Genomic DNA, 26,644 nt, shown 5'->3' with positions numbered 1-26,644 from the left:
AAGAACCAGACAAAACAGCACGAATTGCTTCGATTCTAGATCATATTGTGAGAAAAAGTTAATAGCTTTTTAAACGAAGAAAAAGTATGCACATCTCGGTCTAAAAATAGACACATTTCATAGGGTTAAAAACCCGTGATGACCAGAAGGTGTCTTTACACAGCAGTTAAACTCGTCGGTCAAAAATGTTATTCTGAATGAATGTTTATTATTGAGAGCCGCCAGACACTTTGGCAAAAAGTATTTGTCCGATCAGAAGACGATATGTGGGTTTTTGAAAGACCTCACAAAAAATGGCGTTTTTATCCGATGGCCGCCATCGTTACAATAGATGATAAGCGATAAAGGGGGCATATTTGTACACAGCCCTCTGCGCATAATGAGTGATGACCGTGACAGCCAGTATTTGGCTTGAGGAAGCAAGAAATGACCACAACGACAATTGAAAAAATTCAGAAGCAGGTTTCCGAAAACCCAATCCTTCTGTATATGAAAGGTTCTCCAAAACTGCCAAGCTGCGGTTTTTCCGCTCAGGCTGTTCAGGCACTCTCTGCCTGTGGCGAGCGTTTTGCCTACGTTGATATCTTGCAGAACCCGGATATCCGCGCAGAAATGCCTAAGTACGCCAACTGGCCAACCTTCCCGCAATTATGGGTTGATGGCGAGCTGGTCGGCGGTTGTGACATCGTGATTGAGATGTACCAGCGTGGTGAGTTGCAGACGCTGATTAAAGAAACCGCTGAGAAATACAAATCTTCCGAAGAGCCGCAGCCAGAGTAATCCCTGCGTTGTAGGCTTTTACCTAAGCCGCTGCACTCCGTTGATAAATGAAAAGAGCGACTCAAACGAGCCGCTCTTTTTTTATAGTGATTTTTGTATTTAGCGCTGAAAGATGGCGGGCAGTTACTCTTCGCTCTCTGTCTGCTGATTGGCTTCATCGTCAGCGTTTAACGGCAGTGGCCAGCCGCCAAGACGTTTCCAGCGGTTCACCAGTTCACAGAATAATTCCGCGGTTTGCTCGGTATCATAAAGTGCAGAGTGCGCCTGGCTGCTGTCGAATGCCATGCCCGCGCTGATACAAGCTTTTGCCAGTACCGTCTGCCCGAGCACCAGTCCGCTCAGTGCCGCCGTATCAAAGGTAGCAAAAGGGTGGAACGGGTTGCGTTTCAATCCGGCGCGTTCTGCGGCCGCCATCAAAAAGCTGTGATCGAAATTAGCATTGTGAGCAACGATGATCGCCCGGTTGCAGTTCTGTTCTTTCATGCCTTTGCGGATGGCTTTGAAAATAGCGTGCAGGGCGTCGTACTCACTCACTGCGCCACGCAGTGGGTTAGTCGGGTCTATACCGGTAAACGCCAAGGCTTCCGGCACCAGAATCGAGCCTTCGAAAGGCTCCACGTGGAAATGCAACGTTTCGTCGGTTTCCAGCCAGCCATCTTCATCCATTTTCAGAGTGATGGCGGCAATTTCCAGCAGCGCGTCAGTCTTAGCATTAAATCCTGCGGTTTCTACATCGATAACCACAGGGTAAAAACCACGAAAACGGCCTCTCAGGGCGTTAATGTCACTATTCTCGGCCATCAGTTTCTTATCTCATCGAATTCAGCGCGCATTATGGCAAACTTTTAGTGCCGTTGCAGAGGAAAGGGCAATAAAAAAGGGCGCCCTTGCGCCCTTAATGTCAGAAATCACTGACGGGAAAATTAATTTCCCAAACCCTGACCCGCATGTTTGGATTCAATCAGTTCGATTTTATAACCGTCAGGATCTTCCACAAACGCGATGATAGTCGACCCCCCTTTAACCGGGCCAGCTTCGCGGGTGACGTTGCCACCGGCTGTACGGATGTCGTCACAGGTTTGCGCGACATTATCAACACCGAGTGCGATATGGCCGTAAGCATTGCCCAAATCGTAACTGTTCACGTCCCAGTTATAGGTCAGTTCGATCACAGCACCTTCGCTTTCATCGGTATAACCCACGAACGCCAGCGAGTACTTGTATTCCGTATTTTCGCTGGTGCGCAGCAGACGCATACCGAGAACATCAGTGTAGAAATTGATTGAGCGTTGCAGGTCGCCGACGCGGAGCATGGTATGAAGTAAGCGCATAATGTCCTCTGATTGCAGGGGTAAGTAATGAATAACAGACTAACTGATTGTCACGGGACTGGCAAAAAAACGCGGCAGCCGGAGAGCACGGCTGCCGCGTTATCAGGGTTGGAGAGCTACCCTGTTACCCGATAAGGGCAATCTTACAGCGTTGGATAATCGGTGTAGCCTTGTGCGCCGCCGCCATAGAAGAAGTCAGCTTTTGGCTCGTTCAGGGAAGCATGATTTTTCAGACGTTCTACCAGGTCCGGGTTGGCGATATAGCTGCGGCCAAAGGCAACGGCATCGATGTACCCTTTTGCGAGCAGCTCTTCGGCTTTCTCGGCGGTATAGGCACCCGCACCGACAATCACCCCCTGATAGTGGGCACGAATGGCTGCGCGGAATGCGTCTGTATAAGGCTTGCCGCCGGCCCAGTCTGGCTCGGAGATATGCAGGTAAGCCAGTTTGCGTTTGTTCAGTTCATCGAGCAAATACAGCGCGGCTTGCTCCTGATCTTCGCCGTTGTCCAGACCGTTGAACGGGCCCAGCGGAGAGATACGGATACCCACGCGCTCTGCGCCGATTTCAGCGATGGACGCATCAACCACTTCCAGCGTCAAACGGGTACGGTTTTCGATGCTGCCGCCGTAGGCGTCGGTGCGCACGTTAGATGCCGGAGACATAAACTGGTGCAGCAGATAGCCGTGCGCTGCGTGGATTTCGATATAGTCGAAATTCGCTTCACGGGAGTTCACCGCAGCCTGGCGAAAATCATTGATAATGCCCGGAATTTCACTCAGTTCCAGAGCGCGTGGGGTAGGGCAGTCAACGCGTACGGCGTTTCCTTGCTCATCACGCAGGCTGGTACGGGTATTCGGATTGATGGCCGACGAAGAGACGGGCGTCTGATTGCCCGGCTGCACGCTGTTGTGTGAAATACGGCCGGTATGCCACAGCTGTACCGCGATGTGACCTTCTTTCTGATGGACACCTGCAACGATTTTTTTCCATGCAGCCGTTTGCTCAGGCGTATGTAACCCCGGTGCGCCGGCATAGCCTTTGGCCTGAAAAGAGACCTGGGTCGCTTCGGTGATGATCAGACCTGAACTGTGGCGTTGTGCATAGTATTCGCCCATCAGAGGGGTAGGAATATCACCCGGTTCGATGCTACGCAGACGGGTAAGGGGTGCCATAAATACGCGATTCGGTAAGGTTTTATTACCGACAACAATCGGGGTGAAAAGCTTGGTCATCTTCTAAAACTCCTGGTTAATAGACTGGTCGGTCTGGTTGTGATGAAAATTTTTAACCAAACGAACGCGGTCCTGATAGGGTTTGGATTAGCAAATTTTGGATTACCACGTAGAGCGCGATTAACTCATACGCTACGCTCTGAATGCTCTTCAGCGCGCCTTGTCTGGCGGTTGCAGCAACATTTCAACACTTTCCAGTGCAGCAGCCAGCGGCGTCACTGAACGTTTGATTTTCGCCAGCAGGGAAGCCCCCAACCACAGCGAATATAGGGTCGCTGCTGCGACGGCCGGTGAGACCGGGACAGTCAGCGAGCCTTCAGCGATACCTTTCTCGATGGCATCCTGCAGGCGCATGATCACCCGCGTAGAACCCTGCTCAAGCACATGTCGCATCGGTTCAGAAAGGTCACTGACCTCAGCAGACAGTTTGACCGACAGGCAAGCGTTATGGCATTCACTACCACAGAAATTAGCAATATTCTGAGCGTAATAGCTCAGGATATGGTGCCGTTGGTCGCCCTGAGTCTGACCAAAAATCTGTTGTAAATGTGCATCATAGTGGTCGAAGTAACGCTGAATCATCGCTTCCCCGAAGGCTTCTTTCGAGCGGAAATGGTGATAGAACGACCCCTTCGGCACTTCTGCCGTTTTCAGGAGTTCTGTCAGGCCCATGCCGGTAAAACCTAGGCGCAGGCTCAGTTCTGCCCCGGTGGCAAGCAGATGTTCGCGTGTATCGCAATGTGGGTGACCTTGTTTGTTCATGGGACTGAGAATAATAGACCGATCAGTCTAGGTCAAGAGCGCAATGTGAAAATCGCATTTTATGGCACGGTGTTTGTTGTGATGAATAGAACGAAATGTTGCACAATATGAAAACAGACTTGCACGACGGCGCCAAAGCGTCTTCAATAAGTATTCGTTAATTGATGCGGAGTGGTCGTGGCTCAACAGCTCGAGTTTTTTGACATTCCCAGCCCGTGTCGCGGTATCTGTCAGGCAGATAGTCGCGGCTTTTGCCGTGGTTGCCTGCGTAGCCGCGAAGAGCGCTTTGGTTGGATAACAATGACTGATCCTGAAAAGCGCCAGGTTCTGCGTTTGTGCCATCAGCGTTTGCTGCGACTGCAACGCGCAGCCAAAAAACCTGATGATCCTCTGCCTGAACAACCCTCTCTTTTTTAACCCACAAACGCTCCTGCAACGCGCGGAGATCAATACAGAAAGTGCCTGACTTCTGTATGCTATCTGCGGTTTACCCCCTCTTATAATGACGAAATCGAGGTATTAACATGGATCCCCGTACCCCACTGTCCGCGCAAGGCCCCGAATTTTCACGCATGATTTGCGGCTATTGGCGCCTGATGGAATGGAACATGACACCGCAGCAGTTGCTGGGTTTTATCGAGCAACACGTTGAACTGGGCATCACCACTGCCGACCACGCGGATATTTACGGCGGCTATGCCTGTGAAGCGGCATTCGGTGAGGCCATGCGCCTGAAGCCTGCCCTGCGTGAAAAGATGCAGCTAGTGAGTAAATGCGGGATTGCGACGACCGCCAATCCTGACAACAAAATTGGCCATTACATTACTGATAGCCAGTACATCATTGCACGGGCTGAAAAATCGCTGAGTAATTTGCATACTGACCGCCTGGATCTGCTGTTAATTCATCGCCCGGACCCGCTGATGGACGCCGACGATGTGGCTGAGGCGTTCACCTCGTTGCACAAAAGCGGCAAAGTGAAGCATTTTGGCGTCTCCAATTTCACACCAGCACAGTTCAGCCTGTTACAGTCGCGCCTGCCGTTTACTCTGGTGACGAATCAGCTGGAAATCTCCCCAGTGCACCAACCCGCCATCCTCGATGGGTCACTGGATCTCTGCCAGCAGTTGCGAATCAAGCCGATGGCCTGGTCATGCCTCGGCGGCGGTAGTCTGTTTAGCGATGCCAAATTTCAGCCACTGCGTGACGAGTTGCAAAAAGTGGCAGAAGAAATAGGTGCAGAAAGTATTGAGCAGGTGGTGTACGCGTGGGTAATGCGACTGCCGTCGCAGCCACTGCCGATCATAGGTTCCGGCAAGATTGAACGCGTGAAATCAGCGTGGAAATCACTGTCGCTGGAGCTGACTCGTCAGCAGTGGTTCCGTATTCGTAAGGCGGCCCTGGGTTACGACGTGCCATAAATTCTGCGTCCTTGACCTCGCCCAGAGACGCCTACTTTTGGTGCAGCAGCGTTGGCAGTTTCACTGCACGCCAATGACGTTGGGCTGATAGTCCCTCACTCTTTTTTAATCAGGCAGGCTCCGCCGGGCTGCCTGTGGCGATTTCTTCAATAGAAATTGCCTGCTTCAACTGCGACAACGAACAGTACAAACGCCAGATCACACCGGCCAGATCACGGCCAGACTCATCATGATGATGCGCCAGCGAATTACTAATCCGCATTAACTCAATCAGACTTGAGTCCAGCACCGCGTGGCTGACACCGCGCTCCGTCATAATGCCTTTCAGGCAGTGAATACAGACATCGCGTACGGCACTGAGCGGATCTGAACGGGTCTCCCACTCGCGTAATTGCCAGACAATATGGCTGCAATTGAGCAACACCACCCCCCAGCGTAGCAGCCAGGTGCGGGAGACCTGGTCCTTACTTTGATTGAGCTGATTAATTCTGTGATAGATGAGTGACTCGAATTGAAGATGGCTGAGTTGCGGTTTGCGGCTAAGTTGGTCGATAAAATCACGGCGCAGTGCGCGGATAATCCGCCTGCTTTTTCGTTTGTCGGAACTTGGTCGTAACACCTGAAAGGCTACCCCTGCCAGCATCACGCCAACAACCCGGCCGATCCCGTCATTGATAAATGCGCCGTAGTCATAGCTCGGTGGGTTGGTGATAGCCAGAAAAGAGCCGCTAAACACAATGAGTTGCCCCCACAAACCGGCGAAGCGTTTGTACTGGAGTTTCATCATCTGCATGGTGACCAGAATGGGCAGCAAAAAAACGCAAAACACCCAGAAATCATTCAACTGAATCATCAGGCCGAACTTGAGAATAAAGCAGCCAACAAACAGCAATAGCAGGGATTTAACCAACAAGGTAATGCTGTTGATAGGCGACGCCGTTGAGGAGTAGAGCACACAACTGACCGCAGTCAGCGCCACGGCGGATGTCCCCGAACTCCACTGGGTACTCATCCAGAACCAACAGGCGACGACGATACATAAAAAGGTACGAATGCCGTTATAGGCCGCTTCGTAGGTATCTGTGTGTTCAGTAAGGCGATTGACGCGCGGAGGCTGCAGAAACTCAACCTGCGCCGCGTTAGTATTTTCGACGCGTTGCAGCCAGCGCTCGTTGCGCAGATACAACCAGCAAAAATCCCGTAATCGTTTCCAGAATGCCTGAAATCGGAAGTCCGAGGTGTCATGCGGTTTGATCTGACTGAGAATTTTAGCAATTTCATATTTATTGCTTTCTGGGTTTTTAAGTTCATCCAGTAATAAATCCAGTACCTCGTAAAGGTGTTCGGGCGGGTGCGGCCAGTTCAGCAGCATGCGTCGTAGACTGGAAATGTAGCTGGTCATGCGCAATTGTTGATGGAGTAAATAGTTCAGCAGGTTATTTTGCCTGCGCAGGCGGTAGTGGCTCCACACGGCCTGAATGCGCAGCAGATTCATGGTGAGGATCTGGCCGATCACCCCTTCGTGTGAGGTGCGGATCTGCTCGGTGATATCCGGCCGCCATAAGAGTCTGGCGTGGTCCAGTAACTGTACATGCATTTTGCGCAGCGAAGTGAGCAGCGCATCGCCGTCGGAGGTGCTGGGCAAGACCATCATCATAAAGCCCCCGCACAGAATTCCGGTGATCACCTCACAAACGCGTGCCTGGGCGATATCAAAAATCTTGCCGGTATCGGTGACGTTTACGGTCGAAAAGGCGATGATCGCAGCGGTATAACCTGCTAATGCGAAGGCATAGGAAACGTTGTTCTGATAGTGGTTGGAAACGTAAGTGCAAAGCCCCAGCCACGCGGCGATGGAAAAGGTGAACAGCCACGGATCATTCAGGCAATGACCCGCAATCAGCACCGAGGCCAGCGCACCAATCAAACTGCCGATCACCCGGCCGATACTTTTACTTATCACACCGCCCACAGTCGGAAAACTCACCACCGCAGCTGACGTCAGCGCCCAGTAGGGGTCATCGAGCTGCAAGACAAAGGCAATATAGAGCGACAGACACATGGCAATCGAGTTGCGTAATGCGTAACGCCACTGCCCGCCGGTGGCTTTTCCCCACGGGGTGTTTTTCCATTCAAGCCAGGAGTGATTCACGGCGTCGGCCTTCAGTAATGCACAGCAATCGTGGCGGTAGTGCCTGCGACCAGCACCACACCATCAGGAACATTGACCAGCTTAATTCTGACCGGTACGCGCTGGGCAAGCCTGACCCAGGGGACGTTGGGTTTGACATTCATTAATAAATCGTCGGAAGCATCCACGCTTTGGTCATATATTGCACGACCGATACTTTCGACCTGGCCCTGCAACGGAATATTACCGTTGTACAACGTAATATCGGCCTGACTGCCCTCTTTAATATGGCGTAATTTGGTCTCTTCAAAATAACCCAATACATAAAACGAATGTGTATCCACCAGTCCGACAATCGGCGTACCGGCTGTGGCGTAGTTGCCCTTACGGGTTTGCAGATTAGTAATATAGCCGTCGGTGGGGGCGTTTATTTTGGTCTTGCTCAGATTCCACTGCGCCTGCTCCAGCGAAGCCTGGGCGGCCTGATATTGTGCTTTCATAGCCTTGGCCGAGATATTGGATTCATCCAGTGATTCTGCAGAGATAATATTGGCCGCCAGACCACGGCGACGCTGCGCTTCGTGATTGGCTTTATCCAGATCAGCCGCTGCTTTGGCAAGGGCGGCCTGGGCATTATCCAGGGCTATCTGGTAAGGCACCGAATCAAGAACGAACAGCAGCGTGCCGCTTTTCACGAACTGATTATCGTGAACATTGATATCAATAATTCGGCCTGATACTTCCGGGGTAATGTCGACTATTTCAGCGCGAACCTTACCGTCGCGGGTCCATGGCGACTGCATATAATAATTCCACATCCACCAGCCAGCACATAATGCGACAGCAAAAACTAACACCGTTGAGAAATATTTCAGCGTTTTAAATTTCATGTTCTTACTCATTGACCAAAAGTAGCAGGGCACCGCAAATAGAGATGACGAAAATAGATAAATCCATCAATGTCGGATGCCACACCTCACCGGAATAAATCCACTCGCGTAAAAGGTGATGTATCAGAACCCAAAAAAGCAACCCAAGCAGAACCGCTTTGAAAATCGGTGGGAAATAAAGCGAGGCACCCAGCACTAAATCCGTCAGCGGGGAGCCTGAATGTAACATTTGCGCATCCACAATATTAATCTCTGCGGGTGATTGTGTTATAAACGAGGTCAATGCAGGGAGGCACAGGCCGGTCCCGACTGACGGTGATAAGATCCAGTATATATAGAAATGCAATTACACGATTAAAATTCCGAAAACTAGGCTAAACTCTGGGGAGTTATCTTAGCATGCTAATTATAAGGAGGGGATAATTGGAATCGAACCTGGGATCAGATTTAGCACGATTAGTTCGTGCCTGGCGCGCGCTGATCGACGAACGCTTAAAACCGCTCGAATTGACGCAAACGCATTGGGTAACTTTACACAATATCAATATGTTACCGCCGGAACAGTCACAAATTCAATTGGCTAAGGCTATCGGTATTGAGCAACCTTCTTTGGTCAGAACCTTAGATCAGCTCGAAGAGAAAAAGCTCATTACCCGCCAGACCTGTGCAAGCGATCGCCGTGCGAAACGCATCAAACTTACCGAGGAGGCGGCCCCGATTATTCATGCGATGGAGTCAGTGATTGATTCAACGCGTAAAGAGATCCTGACCGGTATGTCTCACTCAGATATTGAGCAATTATCCGGCATGCTGGCAAGATTGGAAAAAAATATCGCTGGCTTGCAAAGCAAATCATAAAAATCGGTGATGCACGCTGTGGTCTGCCCGGCATTTCAGCTCTTTTTTGATACTTTGATTCATATACCACGCAGCACGCAGTGTTCTTAATCGTGCTAACATTTCATGATGCTTTGACGATCATTGAAATGATAAAAAGCCGGAAGCTTTCGCTCCCGGCTTTTTGCATTGGCTGGATACTGATGATCAGAATCAGGCGCTTGGGGACACCGTAACGGTGCTGCCGCTGGTCGCCATGCTGACACGCTGGCCAACGCTGAATTTAGTTGTCCCCGTTTTCTGCACAACCTGAACGGTGGTGCCATCGTCGCGACGAATTTGCAACTCGACGGCATTAGAACGGTTCAGTGTGCTCTGCACGCCCTGACCGGCTACGCCACCCAGTACGGCGCCGCCGGCCGTTGCCAGGCTGCGACCGGTGCCTGCGCCCACGGTGTTACCGAGGAAGCCACCCAGTACCGCACCGCCCAGTGCACCGATAATGTTGCTTTCATCGCCGCCCTGAATCTGCACCGCACGGGTAGAAAGTATGGTGCCATAGGAGACCTGCTGGATCTGCTTGGCCTGAGAAGCGGAATAGACATCGCCTGATGCTGTGTTGTCATTCACACAACCAGCAAGAGTAACACCCGCAAGGGCGACGGCCAGAAAACGCTTGATCATAAATTGCTCCTGTTTAAATTCACGCTGCTACAGCCTGATGTCGCATAAAGCGGCAGCCGCGTAGGTCTAACGTTCCACGATTCAACATCCTGTCGAGGGTGTCGAGTAACTTAAAACTCTGACGCACTATGCCATTTGCAAAGCTCATTTTCTCATGACGCAGAGAGTACATGAAGTCTCTTCAACTAATAGTAAACGGTGGTTTATGTTTTAGACAGCTTTGTGTGACATCACCCGCACAGAATTTCTACCGTTAAGGGTAGCTAATTTTTAAACATTGATGGGGTGAAAGCAGCATTGAAGTAACAAAAAACAAACGTACCAATCACATAGCTCAATAAAAACAGCGTTACTCGTAGCACTACCAGATGAATTCTGCTTTATTTGACCCTATAGCACTATTGCCCGTTTTTTGTGGAGAGTTTAAGGATGTCATCTATGAAGTCAGGACGCTATATCGGTGTGATGTCAGGAACAAGCCTCGACGGGGTTGACGTCGTGCTGGCTGCCATTGACGAACGCATGGTTGCCCAGCAGGCCAGCTATTCACATCCGATACCCATCGAGTTAAAAAATGCCATTCTGGGGATGTGTCAGGGGCAACAGGTCACGCTGGCGCAGGTGGGTGAACTTGATACCCGTCTGGGAATTTTATTTGGCGAGGCGGTGGTGGCGTTACTGGACAACGCTGGGATCAGCTCGGACGAAGTGACCGCCATTGGTTGTCACGGGCAGACCGTCTGGCATCAGCCGAAAGGCGACGCGACCTTCTCCATGCAACTGGGCGATAACAACCGAATTGCAGCGATCACGGGTATCACCACTGTGGGGGATTTTCGCCGTCGAGATATGGCTTACGGTGGGCAGGGCGCACCGCTCGTCCCCGCATTTCATCAGGCACTGCTGGCTGATCCCTCCGAGCGCAGAATGATCCTCAACATCGGTGGGATCGCCAACTTATCTCTGTTACTGCCGGGCCAGCCCATCCGTGGTTATGACACCGGCCCAGGCAATATGTTGATGGACGCCTGGATCTGGCGTCACCGCGCATTGTCTTACGATAAAAATGCCGCGTGGGCGAGTGAGGGGCGGGTTAATCTGACGCTGCTTCAGCAGATGCTTTCTGACCCCTATTTTGCCGAGCCAGCACCGAAAAGTACGGGGCGAGAATACTTCAATATTGCGTGGCTGGAAAAACAACTGACCCGGGTGCACGCACTGGCACCGGAAGATGTTCAGGCTACGCTGGCCGAACTGACCGCAGTGAGCATCGCCGAACAGGTACAGCTGGCGGGTGGCAGTGACCGCCTGATGGTTTGCGGCGGCGGTGCCCGCAATCCGCTGGTCATGGCGCGGCTCTCGGCGATGTTACCGGGTACGGAAGTTTCCACTACTGACACCTTTGGTATCAGTGGGGATGACATGGAAGCATTGGCGTTTGCCTGGCTGGCATTTCGCACCTTGTCAGGGAAATCCGGCAACCTGCCGTCTGTCACCGGTGCCAGCCGTGAAACGGTGCTAGGCGCGATTTATCCCAGCAGCCGATGATACTCTCGGCTTAATCCCAATGTGTTATGCCGCCGGGCGTGGTACTAAAAGGATCAAGCCGAAATCATAAGGAGTAACGGGATGAAAAAAGCGATCTTCGCTTTGACAGGTTTAACGCTGGCGGGATGCAGCCAGTTCCACCATCAGCCACCTGCACCCACTGAGCCGTTGCATTACCAGTGCGGCACCACGCCACTGACGGTCACACTGGATAAGCCCGCGCAGCAGGTTGATTTCCTGCTCGATGGCAAACAGCTGAAGCTGAAACAGGTGGAAGCCGCGTCAGGGACCAAATACAGCGATGGCCACTATACCTTTTGGTCGAAAGGCCCGGCTGCGTTCGTGCAGCGTGGTGACGCCGTCATCCTTAACGACTGTGTGCAGAAATAATCCTCCCGACCCTCCCCCCTCTATTAACGCCCGAATCGGCGTGTCAGGAAGATTGAGATCCTGACGCGTCAGGCGCAGAATACCGACACCTCACACTCTCGCGTACTGAACTCATATGGCTGATAATAATGAATTTGATGTAGCAGACTCTCGGCGTGAATATACCCGTGGTGGTTTGCGTCGTGCTGATTTACCCGCTGAACCTCTGCCGCTATTCGAGCATTGGCTGAAACAGGCCTGTGAAGCCAAACTCGCCGACCCGACCGCCATGGTGGTCGCCACGGTCGATGAGCACGGACAGCCATTTCAGCGCATCGTGTTGCTCAAGCATTACGACCAAAAGGGGCTGGTTTTTTATACCAATCTTGGCAGCCGCAAAGCACAACAGTTGGCGAATAACAACCGCGTCAGCCTGTTGTTTCCTTGGCATATGCTGGACCGTCAGGTCATTGTGCACGGTAAAGCCGAGCGTCTCTCTACCTTCGAAGTGATGAAGTATTTCGCCAGCCGTCCCAAAGACAGCCAGATCGGCGCATGGGTGTCACAGCAATCAACCCGCATTTCTGCGCGCGGCGTACTGGAGAGCAAATTCCTCGAACTGAAACAGAAATTCAGCCAGGGCGAAGTGCCATTGCCGAGTTTCTGGGGTGGTTTTCGCGTCAGCATCGAGTCGATGGAGTTCTGGCAGGGCGGTGAACATCGTCTGCACGATCGCTTCATTTATCAGCATGACGGATCAGAACGCGAAACTGGCTGGAAAATAGACCGCCTGGCGCCCTGAAGCACGAAAAATCACGCGATTTCCTAGCGCTCGGACGATGAGCGCTTTATTCTATGTCGTTCCCCGTAATGGTGAGAGAAAAGGCACATGCGCGGCATGATGCCAGACATGAATCTGCACAGATTCAGTAAATAATAAATGGAGTCTTTAATGGCGAGCAGCAACCTGATTAAACAACTGCAAGAGCGGGGCCTCATTGCCCAGGTGACGGATGAACAAGCGTTAGCAGAGCGACTGGCGCAAGGGCCAATTGCACTCTATTGCGGTTTCGATCCTACCGCAGACAGCTTGCATTTGGGTCATCTGGTGCCTTTGCTTTGCCTAAAGCGCTTCCAACTGGACGGTCATAAACCCGTTGCGTTGGTAGGCGGTGCCACCGGTTTGATTGGCGACCCGAGTTTTAAAGCCACTGAGCGTAAGCTGAACACCAATGAAACCGTGAACGAGTGGGTGGAAAAAATCCGTCATCAGGTTTCTCCGTTCCTCGATTTCAACTGTGGTGAAAACAGCGCGATCACGGCCAACAACTACGACTGGTTCGGCGGCATGAACGTGCTGACCTTCCTGCGTGATATCGGCAAGCATTTCTCCGTTAACCAGATGATTAACAAAGAAGCGGTGAAACAGCGCCTGAACCGTGATGACAGCGGCATCTCCTTCACTGAATTCTCTTACAACTTGTTGCAGGGTTACGACTTCTCTTCCCTGTATGACCTGCATAACGTTGAGCTGCAAATCGGCGGTTCCGACCAGTGGGGCAACATCACGTCAGGTATCGATTTGACCCGTCGCCTGCACCAGAAACAAGTGTTTGGCCTGACCGTTCCGCTTATCACCAAATCTGACGGCACAAAATTCGGTAAAACCGAAGGTGGCGCGATCTGGTTGGATCCGAAGAAAACCAGTCCGTATAAATTTTACCAGTTCTGGATCAACACGGCAGATGCCGATGTTTACCGCTTCCTGAAGTTCTTCACCTTCATGAGCATTGAAGAGATCAATGCGCTGGAAGAAGAAGACAAAATCAGTGGTAAAGCGCCACGCGCGCAGTACGTGCTGGCTGAAGACGTCACGGGTATGGTTCACGGTGCAGAAGGTCTGGCTGCGGCAAAACGCATCACGCAGAGCCTGTTCTCCGGTTCACTGAGTGAAATGACGGAGGTTGATTTCGGTCAGCTGGCGCAAGATGGTCTGGATCTGTTCGAAGTACCGCGTGATACGGATCTGCAACAGGCCCTGGTGATTGCCGGTATGGCACCGTCAAAAGGTCAGGCGCGCACCATGATTTCCTCTAACGCCGTGTCTGTTAACGGTGAAAAACATACTGACACTGAGTACAGCTTCACTGACAGTGACCGCCTGTTTGGGCGTTACACTTTGCTGCGCCGCGGTAAAAAGAACTACACCCTGCTGCTCTGGGCATAACCTTTACGGTCGGCATCATGAGGGGCTTAACGGCCCCTCGTTTTTGTCTTGTGATTTCAGCCATTCCGCCATCTCCCCGATGACGTGCTATCGGAAACTCCTCATGAAAAACATTCTTTCTATCCAGTCACACACCGTTTTTGGTCACGCCGGTAACAGTGCGGCAGAATTTCCTATGCGTCGTATGGGCGCAAACGTATGGCCGCTCAATACGGTGCAGTTTTCCAACCATACGCAATACGGTCACTGGACGGGCTGTGTGATGCCAGCGACGCATCTGACAGAAATTGCACAAGGCATTGCTGATATTGACCGTCTGAAAGAGTGCGACGCAGTACTGAGTGGGTATATCGGTTCGCCGGAGCAGGGGCAGAGCATTCTGGATATCGTGCGCAAAGTGAAAACTGCCAATCCTGATGCCTGGTATTTTTGCGATCCGGTAATGGGGCACCCGGAGAAGGGTTGCATTGTTGCGCCGGGCGTGGCGGAGTTCCACTGCACTCAGGCTTTAATCAACTGCGATATTATTGCGCCCAACCTGCTGGAGCTAGAATTGCTCAGTGGACATGCGGTCGCTAATGTTGAAGATGCCGTTGCTACAGCGCGCGAGCTGATCAGTAAGGGGCCGAAAATTGTGCTGGTGAAACACTTAAGCCGCGCCGGTTATCACAGCGATCGCTTTGAAATGTTATTGGTCACCGCGGAGGAAGCCTGGCACATCGACCGTCCGCTGGTGGATTTCGGTGTGCGTCAGCCGGTCGGCGTGGGCGATTTAACCAGTGGCTTGTTGCTGGTCAATTTGCTCAAAGGCGAAGCGCTGGATAAAGCCCTGGAACACGTCACCGCAGCAGTCTACGAAGTGATGCTAACGACGCATGCGATGGGCGAGTATGAGCTGCAAATCGTGGCGGCACAGGACCAAATGGTAAAACCGGCGCATCACTTCCCTGCAGTGAAAATATAACGATATTCATCTGCCAATAAGAACGCCCCGGGCTGCATTAGCCGGGGCGTTTTTTATTGTGGCAAGAGCAATAAAAACTATTTCAGGCCTTCAGCTACCAACGCGGCATCGACGGCCGGGCGCGCGGCTACGCGATCAAGATAGCTATTCAGGTCAGTCAGTGCGCTCAGATCAAATTTCAGCGCTTTCGCCCAGCCCATCACGGTGAACAGATAAGCATCGGCCACGCTAAAGCGCGCCCCCAGCAGGTACTGATGCCCTTTCAGAGATTCGTTTACATAGATAAATTTCTTCGCCATCGCTTCACGGGTCAGCGTTTTAAACTCTTCCGGCGTTTTCGGATTGAACAGCGGGCTGAAGCCTTTGTGTAATTCGGTGGCGATGTAGTTCAGCCATTCCAGCGCGTGATAACGCGCCAGCGTACCCACTTCCGGCAATAAATGGCGGTCTGGTTTCTGGTCAGCCAGGTATTGCACGATAGCCACGCCTTCGGTCAGGATGCTGCCGTCGCTCAGTTCCAGCGTCGGGATTTGACCTTTAGGGTTAACGGCAAAAAAATCGTCGCCGTTTTCTGTTTTCTTGGTCGCCAGATCGACTTTGACGATGCTGAAATCCAGACCGGCTTCACGCAGAATAATATGCGGGGAAAGGGAACAGGCACCGGCTTTATAATAAAGTTTCATACAGACTCCGTAAGTTTGAACAGTTGTCACGCAAACCTTTGCAGCCGCCACGTCTAAACCACGAGGCCGCACAGGGATAGAGGTCTGTCACTATCCTAGGGCCACCGGTGAAAAATGTCAGTGACTAAATCGCGTTGTTGATGCGAATGCTCAGATAATAACAGGCCATGGATTTTCGCCCGACAGCCTGCGATCTTTACTTGGAAATTAGCGGGTATGAAGATTTAAATGATCACGAATCGCGCGTTCAACGTTTTCAGGCGCGGGCAGCATGGGGGCACGCAGCTCATTATGCAGCAGCCCATCCAGTGAGAGCGCGTATTTGATGGCTGCCGGGTTCGGTGCGCTGAACATCAGGCGCATCATCGGCAGCAGGGTGAAGAAGGTCTGGCGGGCGCCCGCCAGGTCGGAGGCATTGACCTGCTTGATCAACTGCACAAACTGTTCGGGAAACAGATGCGCCGACGCCGCAATAGCACCGGTGCCGCCGTGGCACAGCGTGGAGAATATCTGGCTATCTTCACCACAAAGGACATCCAGCTGGCCGTCGGCGATGAGTGACAGCGTAAGCTCAAGGCTGCCACCGCAATCTTTAATCGCAGCGATCTTCGGGTGAACAGCCAACTGACGCAGGGTTTCCAGCTCCAGGTGAATACCGGTGCGGTATGGCACGTTGTACAGAATAATCGGCACGGTGGAGTGGTCGGCCAGCTCGGTAAACCAGGCGGCCAGCGCGGCCTGCGAAGGGCGGATATAGTAAGGCGCAGGCAGCAGGATCCCGGCCACATGACGCTGTAAAATTGCGTCCTGCATGGCGCGTACCGTTGGCAGATGTGTGCCGGAAAGCCCCATCACCACCTGGTGTCCTGGAACGATCGCCAAAACGGCATCGAGGACCTGCAATTGCTCATCCTTCGTCAGCATTGGCGCTTCGCCCGTTGTGCCACACACCACGACTCCGTCAATGCCCTGTTTCAGCAAGCGGGTACAAAGTGCCTGTAAGGCAGGGAAATCAATTTCACCCTGATGAAAAGGTGTGACGAGCGGTACCCAGATACCTGAAAACGATGACATGATTAAAACTTCCTTCGACGGCAGAGTGAATGCCAGCGATCATGTCAGTAAAGCGGGGGATGATGCCAATTGAAAGAATTCATAGCGGGATTTGAGTTATTTATCGGGCTTATATCAGCCCGCAGTATTCATCTTTAACTCATCGCTCAGCAGGGTGCGTAGCACTTCCACTGGCACCGGTCGTGAGAATAAATACCCCTGCAAATGTGAACAACCTGCTGAAATTAAGAAGGTTTTTTGCAGCTGATTTTCAACACCCTCCGCGATGACATTGAGCTTCATTTTATTTCCGAGCTGCGACACGGCGGAAACGATGGCGGCGGTATCATTCACTTCTGTGACGTATTGCACAAAAGAACGGTCGATTTTGACGCTGTCAACGGAAATATCTTTCAGCAAACTGAGGCTGGAATAGCCGGTGCCGAAATCATCCAGTGAAATTTTCACCCCGGCTTTTCGCAAACGGACCAGGTGAGTGAGGCTGGTGGAATTGGCATTCATGACCGATGTTTCGGTCAACTCCAGCTCAAGGCGCGTGGCGGGGAAGCCTTCTTCAATCAACAGTGTCAGGATCCGGTCGGCAAAATTGGCTTCTCCGAGCTGCACCGCCGAAACGTTAATTGCCAGATTGAGATTTTTAAAGCAGTTAATGTGGCGGCAGGCCTGGCGCAAAATAATTTCACCCAACTGAATAACCAACCCCGTCTCTTCAGCCAGTGCAATAAATTGCACCGGTGACACCGCGCCCAGCACCCCATGATTCCAGCGTGCCAACGCCTCTACGCACACCACTTTCTCATCGACGCTGCGCAGAATCGGCTGGTAAACACAGCTGAGATCACCCTCTTTTGACAGCGATTCAGCCAGCGCTTTGACCATAATGCGTTTGCTGACGCTGCTGGCGTCGAGCAATTCTGAATAAAAAGAGAACATATTTTTGCCGCGCTGTTTTGCTTCAAGCAATGCGGTATTGCCACGGCGCAAGATTTCACCACCAGTAATGTTTTCAGCGCCGAACATCACAATGCCGAAGGAAAGCGTGACCATCGGGTTGGCGCGGGTCAGGCTAAAGGGTTGCCGCATCATCACCATAATTTCCAGCGCCAAATTATTGGCCTGTTCCTGCGTCGGGCAGTTGCGCAGAATAATGGCAAATTCATCGCCGCCGATACGCGCTACCGTGCCACTATTGCCGGTTTCATTACGCAGGCGCTGACCGAATTCGCATAAAATGGCATCCCCGGCCTGATAGCCGTAAGTATCATTGATATAGTTGAATTCGTTCAAATTGAGCAGAAAAAGGGCATAGGGCTCGGGGCGGTACATGCGTTGTGCAGCGATTTGGTTAAGGTCTTCATTGAGCGCAGTGCGGTTGGGTAAACCGGTCAACACATCATGGCGGGCAAGGTAGCGGATTTGCGCTTCTGAACTGCGCAGCAGAGAAATATCCATAATCGACGTTAGAACAAAATGGCGATGTTCCAGTGTCAGACGTGTTTTGCGTACCAGTACGTTGCGGATTTTACCATTGGCGTCGGTGAGTATTTCCTCATTGACGTTTTTCTCTCCGGTGGTCAACACTTCTATATCGCGTTCGCGCTGGCGGGCGGCTTGAATATCTTCAGTAAAGAAAGAGATATTTTTGCCAATAAGATCTTCCCGTGGACGGCCAAACAAATCACAGGCTTTTTGATTAAGAAAAACCAATTTTCGCTCATCATCTTTCAGTACCGTCGCCTCAGTGAGCGCATCGAGAACCGCCTGGCATATCGCAATTTCAGTAAGCATGAGTTAACAATCCTGAGCAGAAAATGAGTCTATCAGGGCGAAGGGGTAGCCCGACGCAAATAAAGAGAGCCTGGAAAAGTTGCAGAATATTCTAATTATTACTCACATTGTGCTGAGAAGATTACAGTAGTTTTTAAATTTTGAAATTCAATCACTTATCATGCACTAAGTCAGGTAAGCGATATTTTATGCGGAGGAATATCAATCAGTTGATTCGAAAAGATTTTTGGCTGGGTTGACGGGGAGCCAAACCTTTAAAATTATCAGGGCACTTTATCATTAGGATTGTATTTTTCATTCCACTCCCGGCGGTACTTCCGCGATTGATTCCGTCCTTTGATCCACAAAAAAGTACAAACGATGCAAACCCCGGCGGAAAAAACGATATTGCGCATGTCCTGATCATAGAAAATAACCAAAATGCAATCGAGGGCAGCGATAAACGCAAACCATTTATACATATGTGACTGCCGCCGTGTTTCGGCATTCAGGCGTTTTAGTTGCCGCCCTTCATCCAGGACTTTTTTATTATTCATGACTGACATCCTGTTATTTTGCGCAGGGAAGCGTTAAGTAAAGCGTAGCAAAAGTGGAGTGTCACCGGAATAACGCTCATCCAATTCAATCTAATTATTGCATTAATGTGCCACAACATCTGCCGGTTCAATGCGTTGATTAACGTCCCTGATTTGTTCGCGCAACCATTCCAGGGCCGGATCGCTGTCCGCATTCACTGGCCAGACGATGGAGTTCGGAAACACTTCCAGCTGTAACGGCACGGGACACAATACCAGTCCGAAGAGTTTTCCGTAGCGGCGCGCAATACGGCTCGGTAGCGTCACCAGCACCGGTGAGTGCTGGGCGAAGGAGAGCAGTGCCAGGAAGTTTGGCGCGGAGAACACGGCGTTGAGTGAGGCGCCTGCACGGTTAAACGCATTCTCGACACACCCCATCAGGCTGCCTGTAAACGACATCAGGGCGTGAGGTTGAGTGAGATAATCCTGCTGGCCTATCGGCGAGGTAAAGGGCATAAGCGCGGGATTAAAACAACAGGCTAACTGCTCTTCGAACAGGATTTCGCTTCGCTGCCATTGCGCCTGTTCGCCAAAACACCCGATGGCCAGATCGATGTCACCGCTATTGAGCAGAGCATGCAAATTCTGCCGCTCGGCGTGGCGTGCGACCAGGCGCACGCCCGGCGCAACGACCCGCAAATGTGCCATCAGTTCCGGCAGCAGATGCACTTCCAGCTCGCTGGAGAACCCCAGCCGGAAGGTTCGTTGCTCAGTGAGCGGCGAAAATTGTTCGCTGAAGGCCAATGCATCTTCGGCTTTTTGCAGTACTGCTCTCACCCGACTCGCCAGGCTGCGCGCACGCGACGTCGGTTTCATCGTCTGCCCGACCCGCACAAACAGCTCATCATCAAACAGCATACGCAGCGTTTTCAGTGAGTGGCTCATGGCCGGTTGTTGGATCTTCAAGCGCGCGGCGGCTCGGGTGACGTTCAGTTCCTCCATCATCGCGTCAAAAGCAATCAGCAAATTGAGGTCAAAATTTCGTAAATTGAAATGATCAATAGTTGTCATGCTTCGCATCGATTTGAGTAATGATTAAGAGATTTATACGATGCTTTCACCCGCCAGACAAGTGAAGGTATGCAATGAAACGCGAAAATAAGGTTTTTTACGTCGGTTCTCTCAAAATCACCCGTATTGATGAAATGACGCTCAGAGGTGCCCACCCCGCCGTATTATTAGGTGAAAACTGGCAGCCAGCGGCATTGGAAAAACACCGCGAATGGCTGATCCCCGAAAATCTGGATGCTGACGATCAGACGCTGGTGCAGAGCACGCACTGCTGGCTGGTGCAGTCACCCGAATTCACTCTGCTGGTGGATACTGCGTCAGGCAATGACAAAGAGCGCCCAGACAAACCGGTATTTCACCACTTGCAGACGGATTTTCTGGCGAAACTGGCCGCAGCAGGCGTCAGCCCGCAAGAGGTCGATTACGTCTTACTGACCCATCTTCATGTTGATCATGTGGGCTGGAATACCCGGTTAGTTGACGGACAGTGGGTGCCGACATTCCCGAAGGCCACCTACCTGATGTCTGCTACTGAGGCCGAGCATTTCACCTCTCCGGCCCGTGACAATGATGCCGCGATCCCTGGTATCGATATCTTTAACGACAGCGTATTGCCAGTGATCAAGGCCGGACAGGCGCGCTTCGTCCCACGCGGTGGCGGCGAAGTGCTCGACGGCGTGCATTTCATTCCCACGCCCGGTCACAGCCTTGATCACATGTCCATCAGCATTCAGTCGCAGGGCGAGGAGGCCTTTTTCGCGGGCGATATTCTGCATCACCCGTTGCAGGTGTACTACCCGGAGCTCAACTCGATGTACTGCGAATTTGCAGGCTCTGCCCGTGCGTCGCGCCTGTGGAGTCTGCAATATGCCGCAGAACGTCAGGCTGTCTGGTTTAGCACCCATTTTGCTGCCAGCTCGGCCGGACGGATCACCCGTGACGCTGACGCTTTCCACTGGCAGTTCCTGTGATGACATCAAACAAGGTCAATGCCATGAATAGCAAATCTGAATCTGTTTTCAATACTGACAATATCGTCACCGAATCGATCATGATTGACAGCGACACGCCGGGCATTCGCCTGCACCTGCGGCGAAAGTATTTGCGCTCGCAGGCCGCGTTTAATGCCGACAACACGCTGGTGATGATCCACGGTGCGACCTATTCCTCGGGCAGTTTGTATGACGTGCGTCTCGACGGCCTTTCGTTTATGGATGCGCTGGCGTTGCGTGGCCTTAACGTCTACGCGGTGGATGTCCGTGGTTATGGGCATTCGACCCGTCCAGCAGAAATGGACGTGCCGCCGGAGGATAATCCACCGTTGTATGGCACCGAAACCGGCGTGCGTGATTTGGCCCAGGCCGTGGAGTGGGTTCGCGATTCGCTTGATTTACCGCGTGTCCAGATATTCGGTATGTCATGGGGCGGCAGCGTGGCAGGTGCTTATACCAGCCGCAACAATGACAAGGTAAACCGGTTGGTGGTACTGGCACCTCAATGGCTGAATGACCAGGGTGCACGGCTAGATGAAGGCGGTAAACTCGGGGCCTACCGTCGGGTCGCTGTGGGCGAGAGCAAAATGCGCTGGGTGAGCGCCGCACCAGCGGACAAGCAGGAAGAACTCATTCCGGCAGGGTGGTTTGAAGCCTGGGCGGCGGCTTCGCTGGCAGAAGATCCGCAAAGCGATCGCTACCAGCCTGCGGCCATGAGGGCTGTGAACGGCACGGTTCAGGATGTGCGCGATTTCTGGAGCGTAAACCGCCCGTTTTATCGGCCACAAGAGATAACCCGGCCGGTGTTGCTGGTGCATGGTGAATGGGATGCTGATGTCCCGTTGCGTCTGATGACGGCATATTTCACCTCGTTTACTGCTTCTCCCGAACGGCGCTGGGTGGAAATAGGGGAGGCCACGCACATGATGCTGATGGAGAAGAATCGTTTGCAGGTTTTCCGTGCGGTGGCAGATTTCTATCTGCCCTGAATAATAGGGGTAAATCTGATACCGCAGTAAAATTGAACGTCGGCCAAGGTTGACGTTTTTTTATTCTATTGATTTGTCACAACAGGGTAGATTATCTTTTAGGAATATTCTTACTGCATGGTGCGGAAATGAGCGATTCCTCTTCACGGAAAATTGTTGATTCAGCCAATATCTACCAGGATTTTGAAACTCGTTTTTATGAATGGGAAGATGGCATGTCCAGCGCAGGCTTTAAGCTGGAACTTCCAGACAATAATCGCGATGGATTTGACTGGGGCGTGACGGGCTATAATTTTGGTCGCGTGATCGGGGGTGTGCTCACCGTCAGCGAACATGACATTAACCGACAGTACGGCAACTTATTTTCCATGCCCGATCATATCGTTATCTTTATCGTCATTATCGGCGGTATGGATGTGCAATGTTTCGGCCGCCGCTTCCAGATGACGCAGGGCGATATTCTGATACAGGATATGTCTCAGCCTATTCAAATTCGGGTCTATCCGGGGGATTTAAAACCCCGCCTTTGCACCTATCAGTACATTATTATGCCCAAGCACAGCCTGCATTTTAATGTCGATATTGCCTCGTTACACGGTAAGCACATTCTTGCCTCTTCGCCAGTGAATATCATTTTGCGCAATCACTTTGCCACCATGGTGCAAGTGTTTGACCAGATGACCGAGCAGGAAGTGCTGAGTACCGGCGAAGGTGCTGCTTCGGTATTTTTGCAAACGCTGCATCTGGTGGCGGGGAAAAAAGTGGAGCATCCCTTCGAGCAAAGCGCGCGTCTGGAGCGTATCTGTCTGCATATCGAAAAGCACATTGCCTCGCCGATTAGCGTCGATGCCATGTGCAAGTCGTTTGCCATTTCCCGCTCGGGACTCTATCGGTTGTTTGAACCGCTGGGCGGTATTGCACAGTTTGTCCGCAACCGTCGGTTATTGTTGGCAAAGCGTTTACTGCGTTCGTCGTCTATGTCGGATCACAGTCTGGCCGCCATCGCACGCCAGTGCGGGTTGGAACTCAGCGCATTACGGCGCTATTTCAACGAAGTCTATGGTGCAACGCCGAAAGAAATGCGGGAAAGATTTCGTCAGGCAGAGAAGCTGGAGGGGCAGGCTGATGCTACTCATGTTAACTGGGTAAGCTCATTATGAAAGTGAAAATGTAATCTGAATGTTGATTCTTTACGCGAAATTTGATCTGTCAGTATTCTGATTTTTGTTCCTGAGCACGCTATTTCCAGAGGCTTTATCTCTAAAAGCAGTAGACTTGCCAAAACGCCCCCGATTTCAATTGAGAACGCACTATGGTAGTTCCGCAACTGTCTATTGATGAATCGGCACGTCTGAGATTACTGGCAACTCTGGGCATTATTGACATGCCCAGAGTTGAGGAGATCGATCGCATCACCCGCCTGGCTGCCCGTTATTTTCAAGTCAAGGGGGTGCTGGTTTCGCTGATTGATGCGGACAAACAGTGGTTTCTTTCATTTGTCGGTATCGACTTTAACCAGGCTCCGCGCGACACCTCTTTTTGTGGCCATACGATTTTACAGCCAGAACCTACGATTGTGATGGATGCCCGGCTGGATCTGCGATTTCACGACAACCCGCTGGTCACCGGGGCACCCCACATCGTGTTCTATGCGGGCTGCCCGCTACTTTCACAAGATGGCGTCGCGCTGGGCACTTTTTGTCTGGTGGACGATAAAATCCGGCACTGGAGCGATGAAGACCGGCAAACGCTGTGCGATCTGACGGCGCTGGTCCAAAGTTTTATCTTCAGCCTGGAAAATTTGCAGTATAAAGCCCAGTTGGAATATGAAGCCAATCATGATGCATTGACCGGATTACCCAATCGCCGTGCTTTCCAGCAGTCACTCGATTATCTGGTCGGTCAGCAAGAAAGTGCTGACCGGGATATGGCGCTACTGTTTCTGGATATCGATAATTTCAAAGCCTACAACGACACTTATGGCCATGAATTTGGTGATCTGGTGCTCAAATTTTTTGGTCATGTGCTGCGGGATAATGTCCGTACGCAGGATATTGTTGCGCGCCTGGCCGGGGATGAGTTCACTATCCTGCTGCATCAGCTCGAGCACAGTGAAAGTGACGTCAGCCGTATTTGCAATGGCTTGCTGGCAGCGTTGGGAAGTATCGAGAAAGTGGCGGGTATACCGGTCGCGCTGTCGGCCAGTATTGGTGTTTGCTTCGGACGTGCCAGGCAGCACTTGATTCCCGATACGCTAATGGCTCGTGCCGATGCCGCTATGTACCGCGCCAAACAAGCCGGGAAAGGGCGCTATGTCCTTGGTTAGCCAAGTATTTTCGCAATAAAACAGCAAGCCAGAGCAAAAAAAAACGCCCCCTTGCGGAGGCGTTCGTCAACCATCGTGAAATCTGTTCTGTTCTGTTCTGTTCTGTTCTGTTCTGTATTTATTTAGCCGCGGCCAGTTCGTGCGCTTTGTCGTCATCAGCACGATCGAGCGTCATACGATGCAGTTTAGAGGCAGTCAGCAGCATCAGCAGCGCGATAACACCTGTCGCAATACCAATCTGCATGAACACATGGCTGTAAATCGCCAGAGAAGCGTGGCTGTCCTGGATATCAGCAGGGACGGCGGTCAGGTTGGCAACATAACCGGCAATGATTGCCGCCGCAGCCGTGGTCAGGAACCATGCGCCCATGATAAAGCCCATCAGACGCTGTGGAACCAACTGTGCCACCATCGCCAGACCCAGACCAGAGATCATCAACTCACCGATACTTTGCAGTGCATAGCTCAGCACCAGCCAGTTTACGGAAACAATACCCTGCTCATTGGCTAAGCTTGCGCCCCATGGCAACACCAGGAACGCACCTGAACAGAGCACCATACCAATCGCGAATTTATGCGGCATCGGTAACCCGTTACCCACTTTAGTGTAAATCGCTGCCAGAATCGGGCTGGCTACCATGATCCAGAACGGGTTAAGCGCCTGGAACTGCTCTGGCTGGAATCTGATGCCCAGCAGATCGTGGTTCACGTTATGGATAGCAAAGAAGTTCAGTGATGTCGGCATCTGGCTGTACAGCACGAAGAACACTACCGCTTCCAGCATCAGCAGGAAGGCGACAATCATCTTACGGCGGGCAATACCCTGCATCGCAAAGGTTTCTTTCGCAAAAACAATAATGATACCAATAGACACCACGGCCAGTACCAGACGAGCAATAGTCTGGTTGTGCAGTAACCAGCTTGAAATGCACACCAGCGCAACAACTCCCACCAGTACCATCAGCAATTTCTTGAATTGCAGCGGTTTGAAGTCTGGTTTCGAGCCCTGACGTTTCACCCATTTGCGGCAGAACATGAAGTTCAGCAAGGTGATCAGCATGCCGACCACGCTAAGAGAGAACGCGACGCTCCAGCCATAGGTGGCAGCCAACCAAGGGGTTGCCAGCATAGAGAAGAAGGAACCAATGTTCACTGACATGTAATACATGGTGAATGCGCCATCAAGACGCGGGTCATCTTTTTCGTAGCAGGTTGAAAGCAATGAGGATGGATTTGCTTTAAACAGACCACTACCGACAGCGATGGTCGCCATACCGAGGTAGACCCAGAAAATGTCGTGGCCGGAGTAGGCAACGAATGAGTAGCCCAGAGCCAGAACAATGGCACCCAGTACGATCACGCGTTTTGAGCCGAGGACTTTATCGCCCAACCAGCCGCCGATGGCAACGAAACCATAAACCAGTGCGCTGAACGACGAGAACAGGGTAATGGAATCCGCTTCACTCAGGCCAAGCATCTTGACCAGGTAAACCGCCATGATCCCCTGCAGGCCGTAGTAACCAAAACGTTCCCATAACTCGATGGAGAAGATCAGGTAGAACGCTTTAGGTTGTTTGAAAGCATTCAGGCTGACGCTTTCATCCTTTGATGTGTTTTTGTTTGCTGTTGACACTAGTACCTCTGTTTATCACTCCCTGTCCTGAACGACAGGAGACGCAAAAGTGGCGCGAATTAAGCACCCTTTGCATTGTTATAAGATGGGATGACGGCGGGTAATGTTCCCTATCTTCGTAAGCGAGGCAAGGAGTTTGACATATTCCGTTACATATATCCGTTCCAGCCTGATGAAACTATGTTCGAAATGTTATGCAGAATTAAAAATTATGTTTTCGCTATTCAGCAAATGAATCTATCGTATGAATAATAAACTGGTGGCGTTGTCGTGGATTATCAGGATTTTTAGTTTGAGAGTAGTGAATATGTTTGATATTGAATGAATAAACGGAGCATAAACGTTGCGTGATTATTCTGTTGCAGAATTTCCCGCATGACAGAATGTGTTCGAA

General features: G+C 51.6%; 26 protein-coding genes and 1 pseudogene. 13 read left to right on the top strand and 14 right to left on the bottom strand.

The features are described from left to right. Window positions 1-426 precede the first annotated feature (426 nt). Window positions 427-780 (top strand): Grx4 family monothiol glutaredoxin, encoded by a 354-nt coding sequence (locus tag EAH77_RS08995; protein ID WP_140471834.1) that lies wholly within the window; start codon window positions 427-429, stop codon window positions 778-780. 123 nt (window positions 781-903) lie between these two features. Here EAH77_RS08995 and rnt read toward each other — a convergent pair. The 4 genes and pseudogenes from rnt to EAH77_RS08975 all read right to left on the bottom strand — a co-directional run bounded on the left by rnt (window position 904) and on the right by EAH77_RS08975 (window position 4,108). Next, a pseudogene (rnt, locus tag EAH77_RS08990) lies at window positions 904-1,613 on the bottom strand (ribonuclease T). A 90-nt stretch (window positions 1,614-1,703) separates the two neighbouring features. Further along, entirely contained in the window at window positions 1,704-2,111 is a 408-nt protein-coding gene (gene gloA / locus EAH77_RS08985) for a lactoylglutathione lyase (RefSeq protein WP_140471830.1), read from the bottom strand. A 143-nt stretch (window positions 2,112-2,254) separates the two neighbouring features. After that, on the bottom strand, window positions 2,255-3,346 hold the full coding sequence (locus EAH77_RS08980) for an alkene reductase (protein WP_140471828.1): 1,092 nt from the start codon (window positions 3,344-3,346) through the stop codon (window positions 2,255-2,257). A 150-nt stretch (window positions 3,347-3,496) separates the two neighbouring features. Continuing rightward, window positions 3,497-4,108, bottom strand: a complete 612-nt coding sequence (locus tag EAH77_RS08975) for a TetR/AcrR family transcriptional regulator (RefSeq protein ID WP_140471826.1) — start codon at window positions 4,106-4,108, stop codon at window positions 3,497-3,499. Window positions 4,109-4,285: 177 nt separating this feature from the next. On the opposite strand from EAH77_RS08975, the gene EAH77_RS08970 reads away from it, so the two are divergent. Then, a complete protein-coding gene (locus tag EAH77_RS08970) occupies window positions 4,286-4,525 on the top strand; it encodes a DUF1289 domain-containing protein (RefSeq protein ID WP_140471824.1) in 240 nt (79 codons plus the stop codon). 107 nt (window positions 4,526-4,632) lie between these two features. Further along, complete coding sequence (locus EAH77_RS08965) at window positions 4,633-5,529, top strand: aldo/keto reductase (RefSeq protein WP_140471822.1); 897 nt, start codon at window positions 4,633-4,635, stop codon at window positions 5,527-5,529. Window positions 5,530-5,638: 109 nt separating this feature from the next. On the opposite strand, the gene EAH77_RS08960 is transcribed toward EAH77_RS08965, so the two are convergent. The 3 genes from EAH77_RS08960 to EAH77_RS08950 are packed head-to-tail and all read right to left on the bottom strand — an operon-like array spanning window position 5,639 to window position 8,779. Then, on the bottom strand, window positions 5,639-7,681 hold the full coding sequence (locus EAH77_RS08960) for an FUSC family protein (RefSeq protein ID WP_140471820.1): 2,043 nt from the start codon (window positions 7,679-7,681) through the stop codon (window positions 5,639-5,641). 11 nt (window positions 7,682-7,692) lie between these two features. Then, a complete protein-coding gene (locus EAH77_RS08955; RefSeq protein WP_140471818.1) occupies window positions 7,693-8,550 on the bottom strand; it encodes an efflux RND transporter periplasmic adaptor subunit in 858 nt (285 codons plus the stop codon). Window positions 8,551-8,554: 4 nt separating this feature from the next. After that, the gene (locus tag EAH77_RS08950; RefSeq protein ID WP_140471816.1) at window positions 8,555-8,779 is read right to left on the bottom strand and encodes a DUF1656 domain-containing protein; all 225 of its coding nucleotides are present in this window, start codon (window positions 8,777-8,779) and stop codon (window positions 8,555-8,557) included. Window positions 8,780-8,973: 194 nt separating this feature from the next. Here EAH77_RS08950 and slyA point away from each other — a divergent pair, with 194 nt between their 5' ends. Then, window positions 8,974-9,408 carry a transcriptional regulator SlyA gene (slyA, locus tag EAH77_RS08945; protein WP_140471814.1) on the top strand — a complete coding sequence of 145 codons (435 nt, stop codon included), beginning with the start codon at window positions 8,974-8,976 and terminating at the stop codon, window positions 9,406-9,408. Window positions 9,409-9,600: 192 nt separating this feature from the next. On the opposite strand, the gene EAH77_RS08940 is transcribed toward slyA, so the two are convergent. Continuing rightward, complete coding sequence (locus EAH77_RS08940; RefSeq protein WP_140471812.1) at window positions 9,601-10,071, bottom strand: glycine zipper 2TM domain-containing protein; 471 nt, start codon at window positions 10,069-10,071, stop codon at window positions 9,601-9,603. Window positions 10,072-10,509: 438 nt separating this feature from the next. Between EAH77_RS08940 and anmK the strand changes: the two genes are divergently transcribed. The 5 genes from anmK (at window position 10,510) to pdxY (ending at window position 15,179) form a co-directional block, all read left to right on the top strand. Further along, on the top strand, window positions 10,510-11,619 hold the full coding sequence (gene anmK / locus EAH77_RS08935) for an anhydro-N-acetylmuramic acid kinase (RefSeq protein WP_140471810.1): 1,110 nt from the start codon (window positions 10,510-10,512) through the stop codon (window positions 11,617-11,619). Between the two features lie 81 nt (window positions 11,620-11,700). Further along, entirely contained in the window at window positions 11,701-12,009 is a 309-nt protein-coding gene (locus tag EAH77_RS08930) for an MliC family protein (RefSeq protein ID WP_140471808.1), read from the top strand. 115 nt (window positions 12,010-12,124) lie between these two features. Then, the gene (gene pdxH, locus EAH77_RS08925) at window positions 12,125-12,790 is read left to right on the top strand and encodes a pyridoxamine 5'-phosphate oxidase (RefSeq protein ID WP_140471806.1); all 666 of its coding nucleotides are present in this window, start codon (window positions 12,125-12,127) and stop codon (window positions 12,788-12,790) included. A gap of 150 nt (window positions 12,791-12,940) precedes the next feature. After that, window positions 12,941-14,215 carry a tyrosine--tRNA ligase gene (gene tyrS / locus EAH77_RS08920; RefSeq protein WP_140471804.1) on the top strand — a complete coding sequence of 425 codons (1,275 nt, stop codon included), beginning with the start codon at window positions 12,941-12,943 and terminating at the stop codon, window positions 14,213-14,215. Between the two features lie 103 nt (window positions 14,216-14,318). Next, window positions 14,319-15,179 (top strand): pyridoxal kinase PdxY, encoded by an 861-nt coding sequence (pdxY, locus tag EAH77_RS08915; RefSeq protein WP_140471802.1) that lies wholly within the window; start codon window positions 14,319-14,321, stop codon window positions 15,177-15,179. Window positions 15,180-15,256: 77 nt separating this feature from the next. Here pdxY and gstA read toward each other — a convergent pair whose 3' ends face one another. The 5 genes from gstA to EAH77_RS08890 form a co-directional block, all read right to left on the bottom strand. Further along, on the bottom strand, window positions 15,257-15,862 hold the full coding sequence (gene gstA / locus EAH77_RS08910) for a glutathione transferase GstA (RefSeq protein ID WP_140471800.1): 606 nt from the start codon (window positions 15,860-15,862) through the stop codon (window positions 15,257-15,259). 207 nt (window positions 15,863-16,069) lie between these two features. Beyond that, window positions 16,070-16,936, bottom strand: a complete 867-nt coding sequence (dapA, locus tag EAH77_RS08905) for a 4-hydroxy-tetrahydrodipicolinate synthase (RefSeq protein WP_140471798.1) — start codon at window positions 16,934-16,936, stop codon at window positions 16,070-16,072. Between the two features lie 114 nt (window positions 16,937-17,050). Then, window positions 17,051-18,724 (bottom strand): sensor domain-containing protein, encoded by a 1,674-nt coding sequence (locus EAH77_RS08900; protein ID WP_140471796.1) that lies wholly within the window; start codon window positions 18,722-18,724, stop codon window positions 17,051-17,053. A gap of 263 nt (window positions 18,725-18,987) precedes the next feature. Further along, on the bottom strand, window positions 18,988-19,260 hold the full coding sequence (locus tag EAH77_RS08895) for a hypothetical protein (RefSeq protein WP_140471794.1): 273 nt from the start codon (window positions 19,258-19,260) through the stop codon (window positions 18,988-18,990). A 102-nt stretch (window positions 19,261-19,362) separates the two neighbouring features. Then, window positions 19,363-20,310, bottom strand: coding sequence for a LysR family transcriptional regulator (locus EAH77_RS08890; RefSeq protein ID WP_140471792.1), 948 nt, complete (start codon window positions 20,308-20,310; stop codon window positions 19,363-19,365). A 74-nt stretch (window positions 20,311-20,384) separates the two neighbouring features. Between EAH77_RS08890 and EAH77_RS08885 the strand changes: the two genes are divergently transcribed. The 4 genes from EAH77_RS08885 to EAH77_RS08870 all read left to right on the top strand — a co-directional run bounded on the left by EAH77_RS08885 (window position 20,385) and on the right by EAH77_RS08870 (window position 24,617). Beyond that, window positions 20,385-21,281, top strand: coding sequence for an MBL fold metallo-hydrolase (locus EAH77_RS08885; protein WP_140471790.1), 897 nt, complete (start codon window positions 20,385-20,387; stop codon window positions 21,279-21,281). Window positions 21,282-21,304: 23 nt separating this feature from the next. Beyond that, window positions 21,305-22,291, top strand: coding sequence for an alpha/beta hydrolase (locus tag EAH77_RS08880; RefSeq protein WP_140471788.1), 987 nt, complete (start codon window positions 21,305-21,307; stop codon window positions 22,289-22,291). Between the two features lie 128 nt (window positions 22,292-22,419). Beyond that, window positions 22,420-23,451, top strand: a complete 1,032-nt coding sequence (locus EAH77_RS08875; RefSeq protein ID WP_140471786.1) for a helix-turn-helix domain-containing protein — start codon at window positions 22,420-22,422, stop codon at window positions 23,449-23,451. A 152-nt stretch (window positions 23,452-23,603) separates the two neighbouring features. Continuing rightward, the gene (locus EAH77_RS08870; protein ID WP_140471784.1) at window positions 23,604-24,617 is read left to right on the top strand and encodes a GGDEF domain-containing protein; all 1,014 of its coding nucleotides are present in this window, start codon (window positions 23,604-23,606) and stop codon (window positions 24,615-24,617) included. Window positions 24,618-24,735: 118 nt separating this feature from the next. On the opposite strand, the gene dtpA is transcribed toward EAH77_RS08870, so the two are convergent. After that, window positions 24,736-26,250: a dipeptide/tripeptide permease DtpA gene (dtpA, locus tag EAH77_RS08865; RefSeq protein WP_140471782.1), complete on the bottom strand. Its 1,515-nt coding sequence runs from the start codon at window positions 26,248-26,250 to the stop codon at window positions 24,736-24,738. Window positions 26,251-26,644: the final 394 nt, after the last annotated feature.

Origin of the sequence: Ewingella americana, from assembly GCF_006438725.1 — a bacterium.
GTDB classification, from domain to species: Bacteria; Pseudomonadota; Gammaproteobacteria; order Enterobacterales; family Enterobacteriaceae; genus Ewingella; species Ewingella americana_A.
This window is presented reverse-complemented; position numbering and strand designations above follow the sequence as displayed.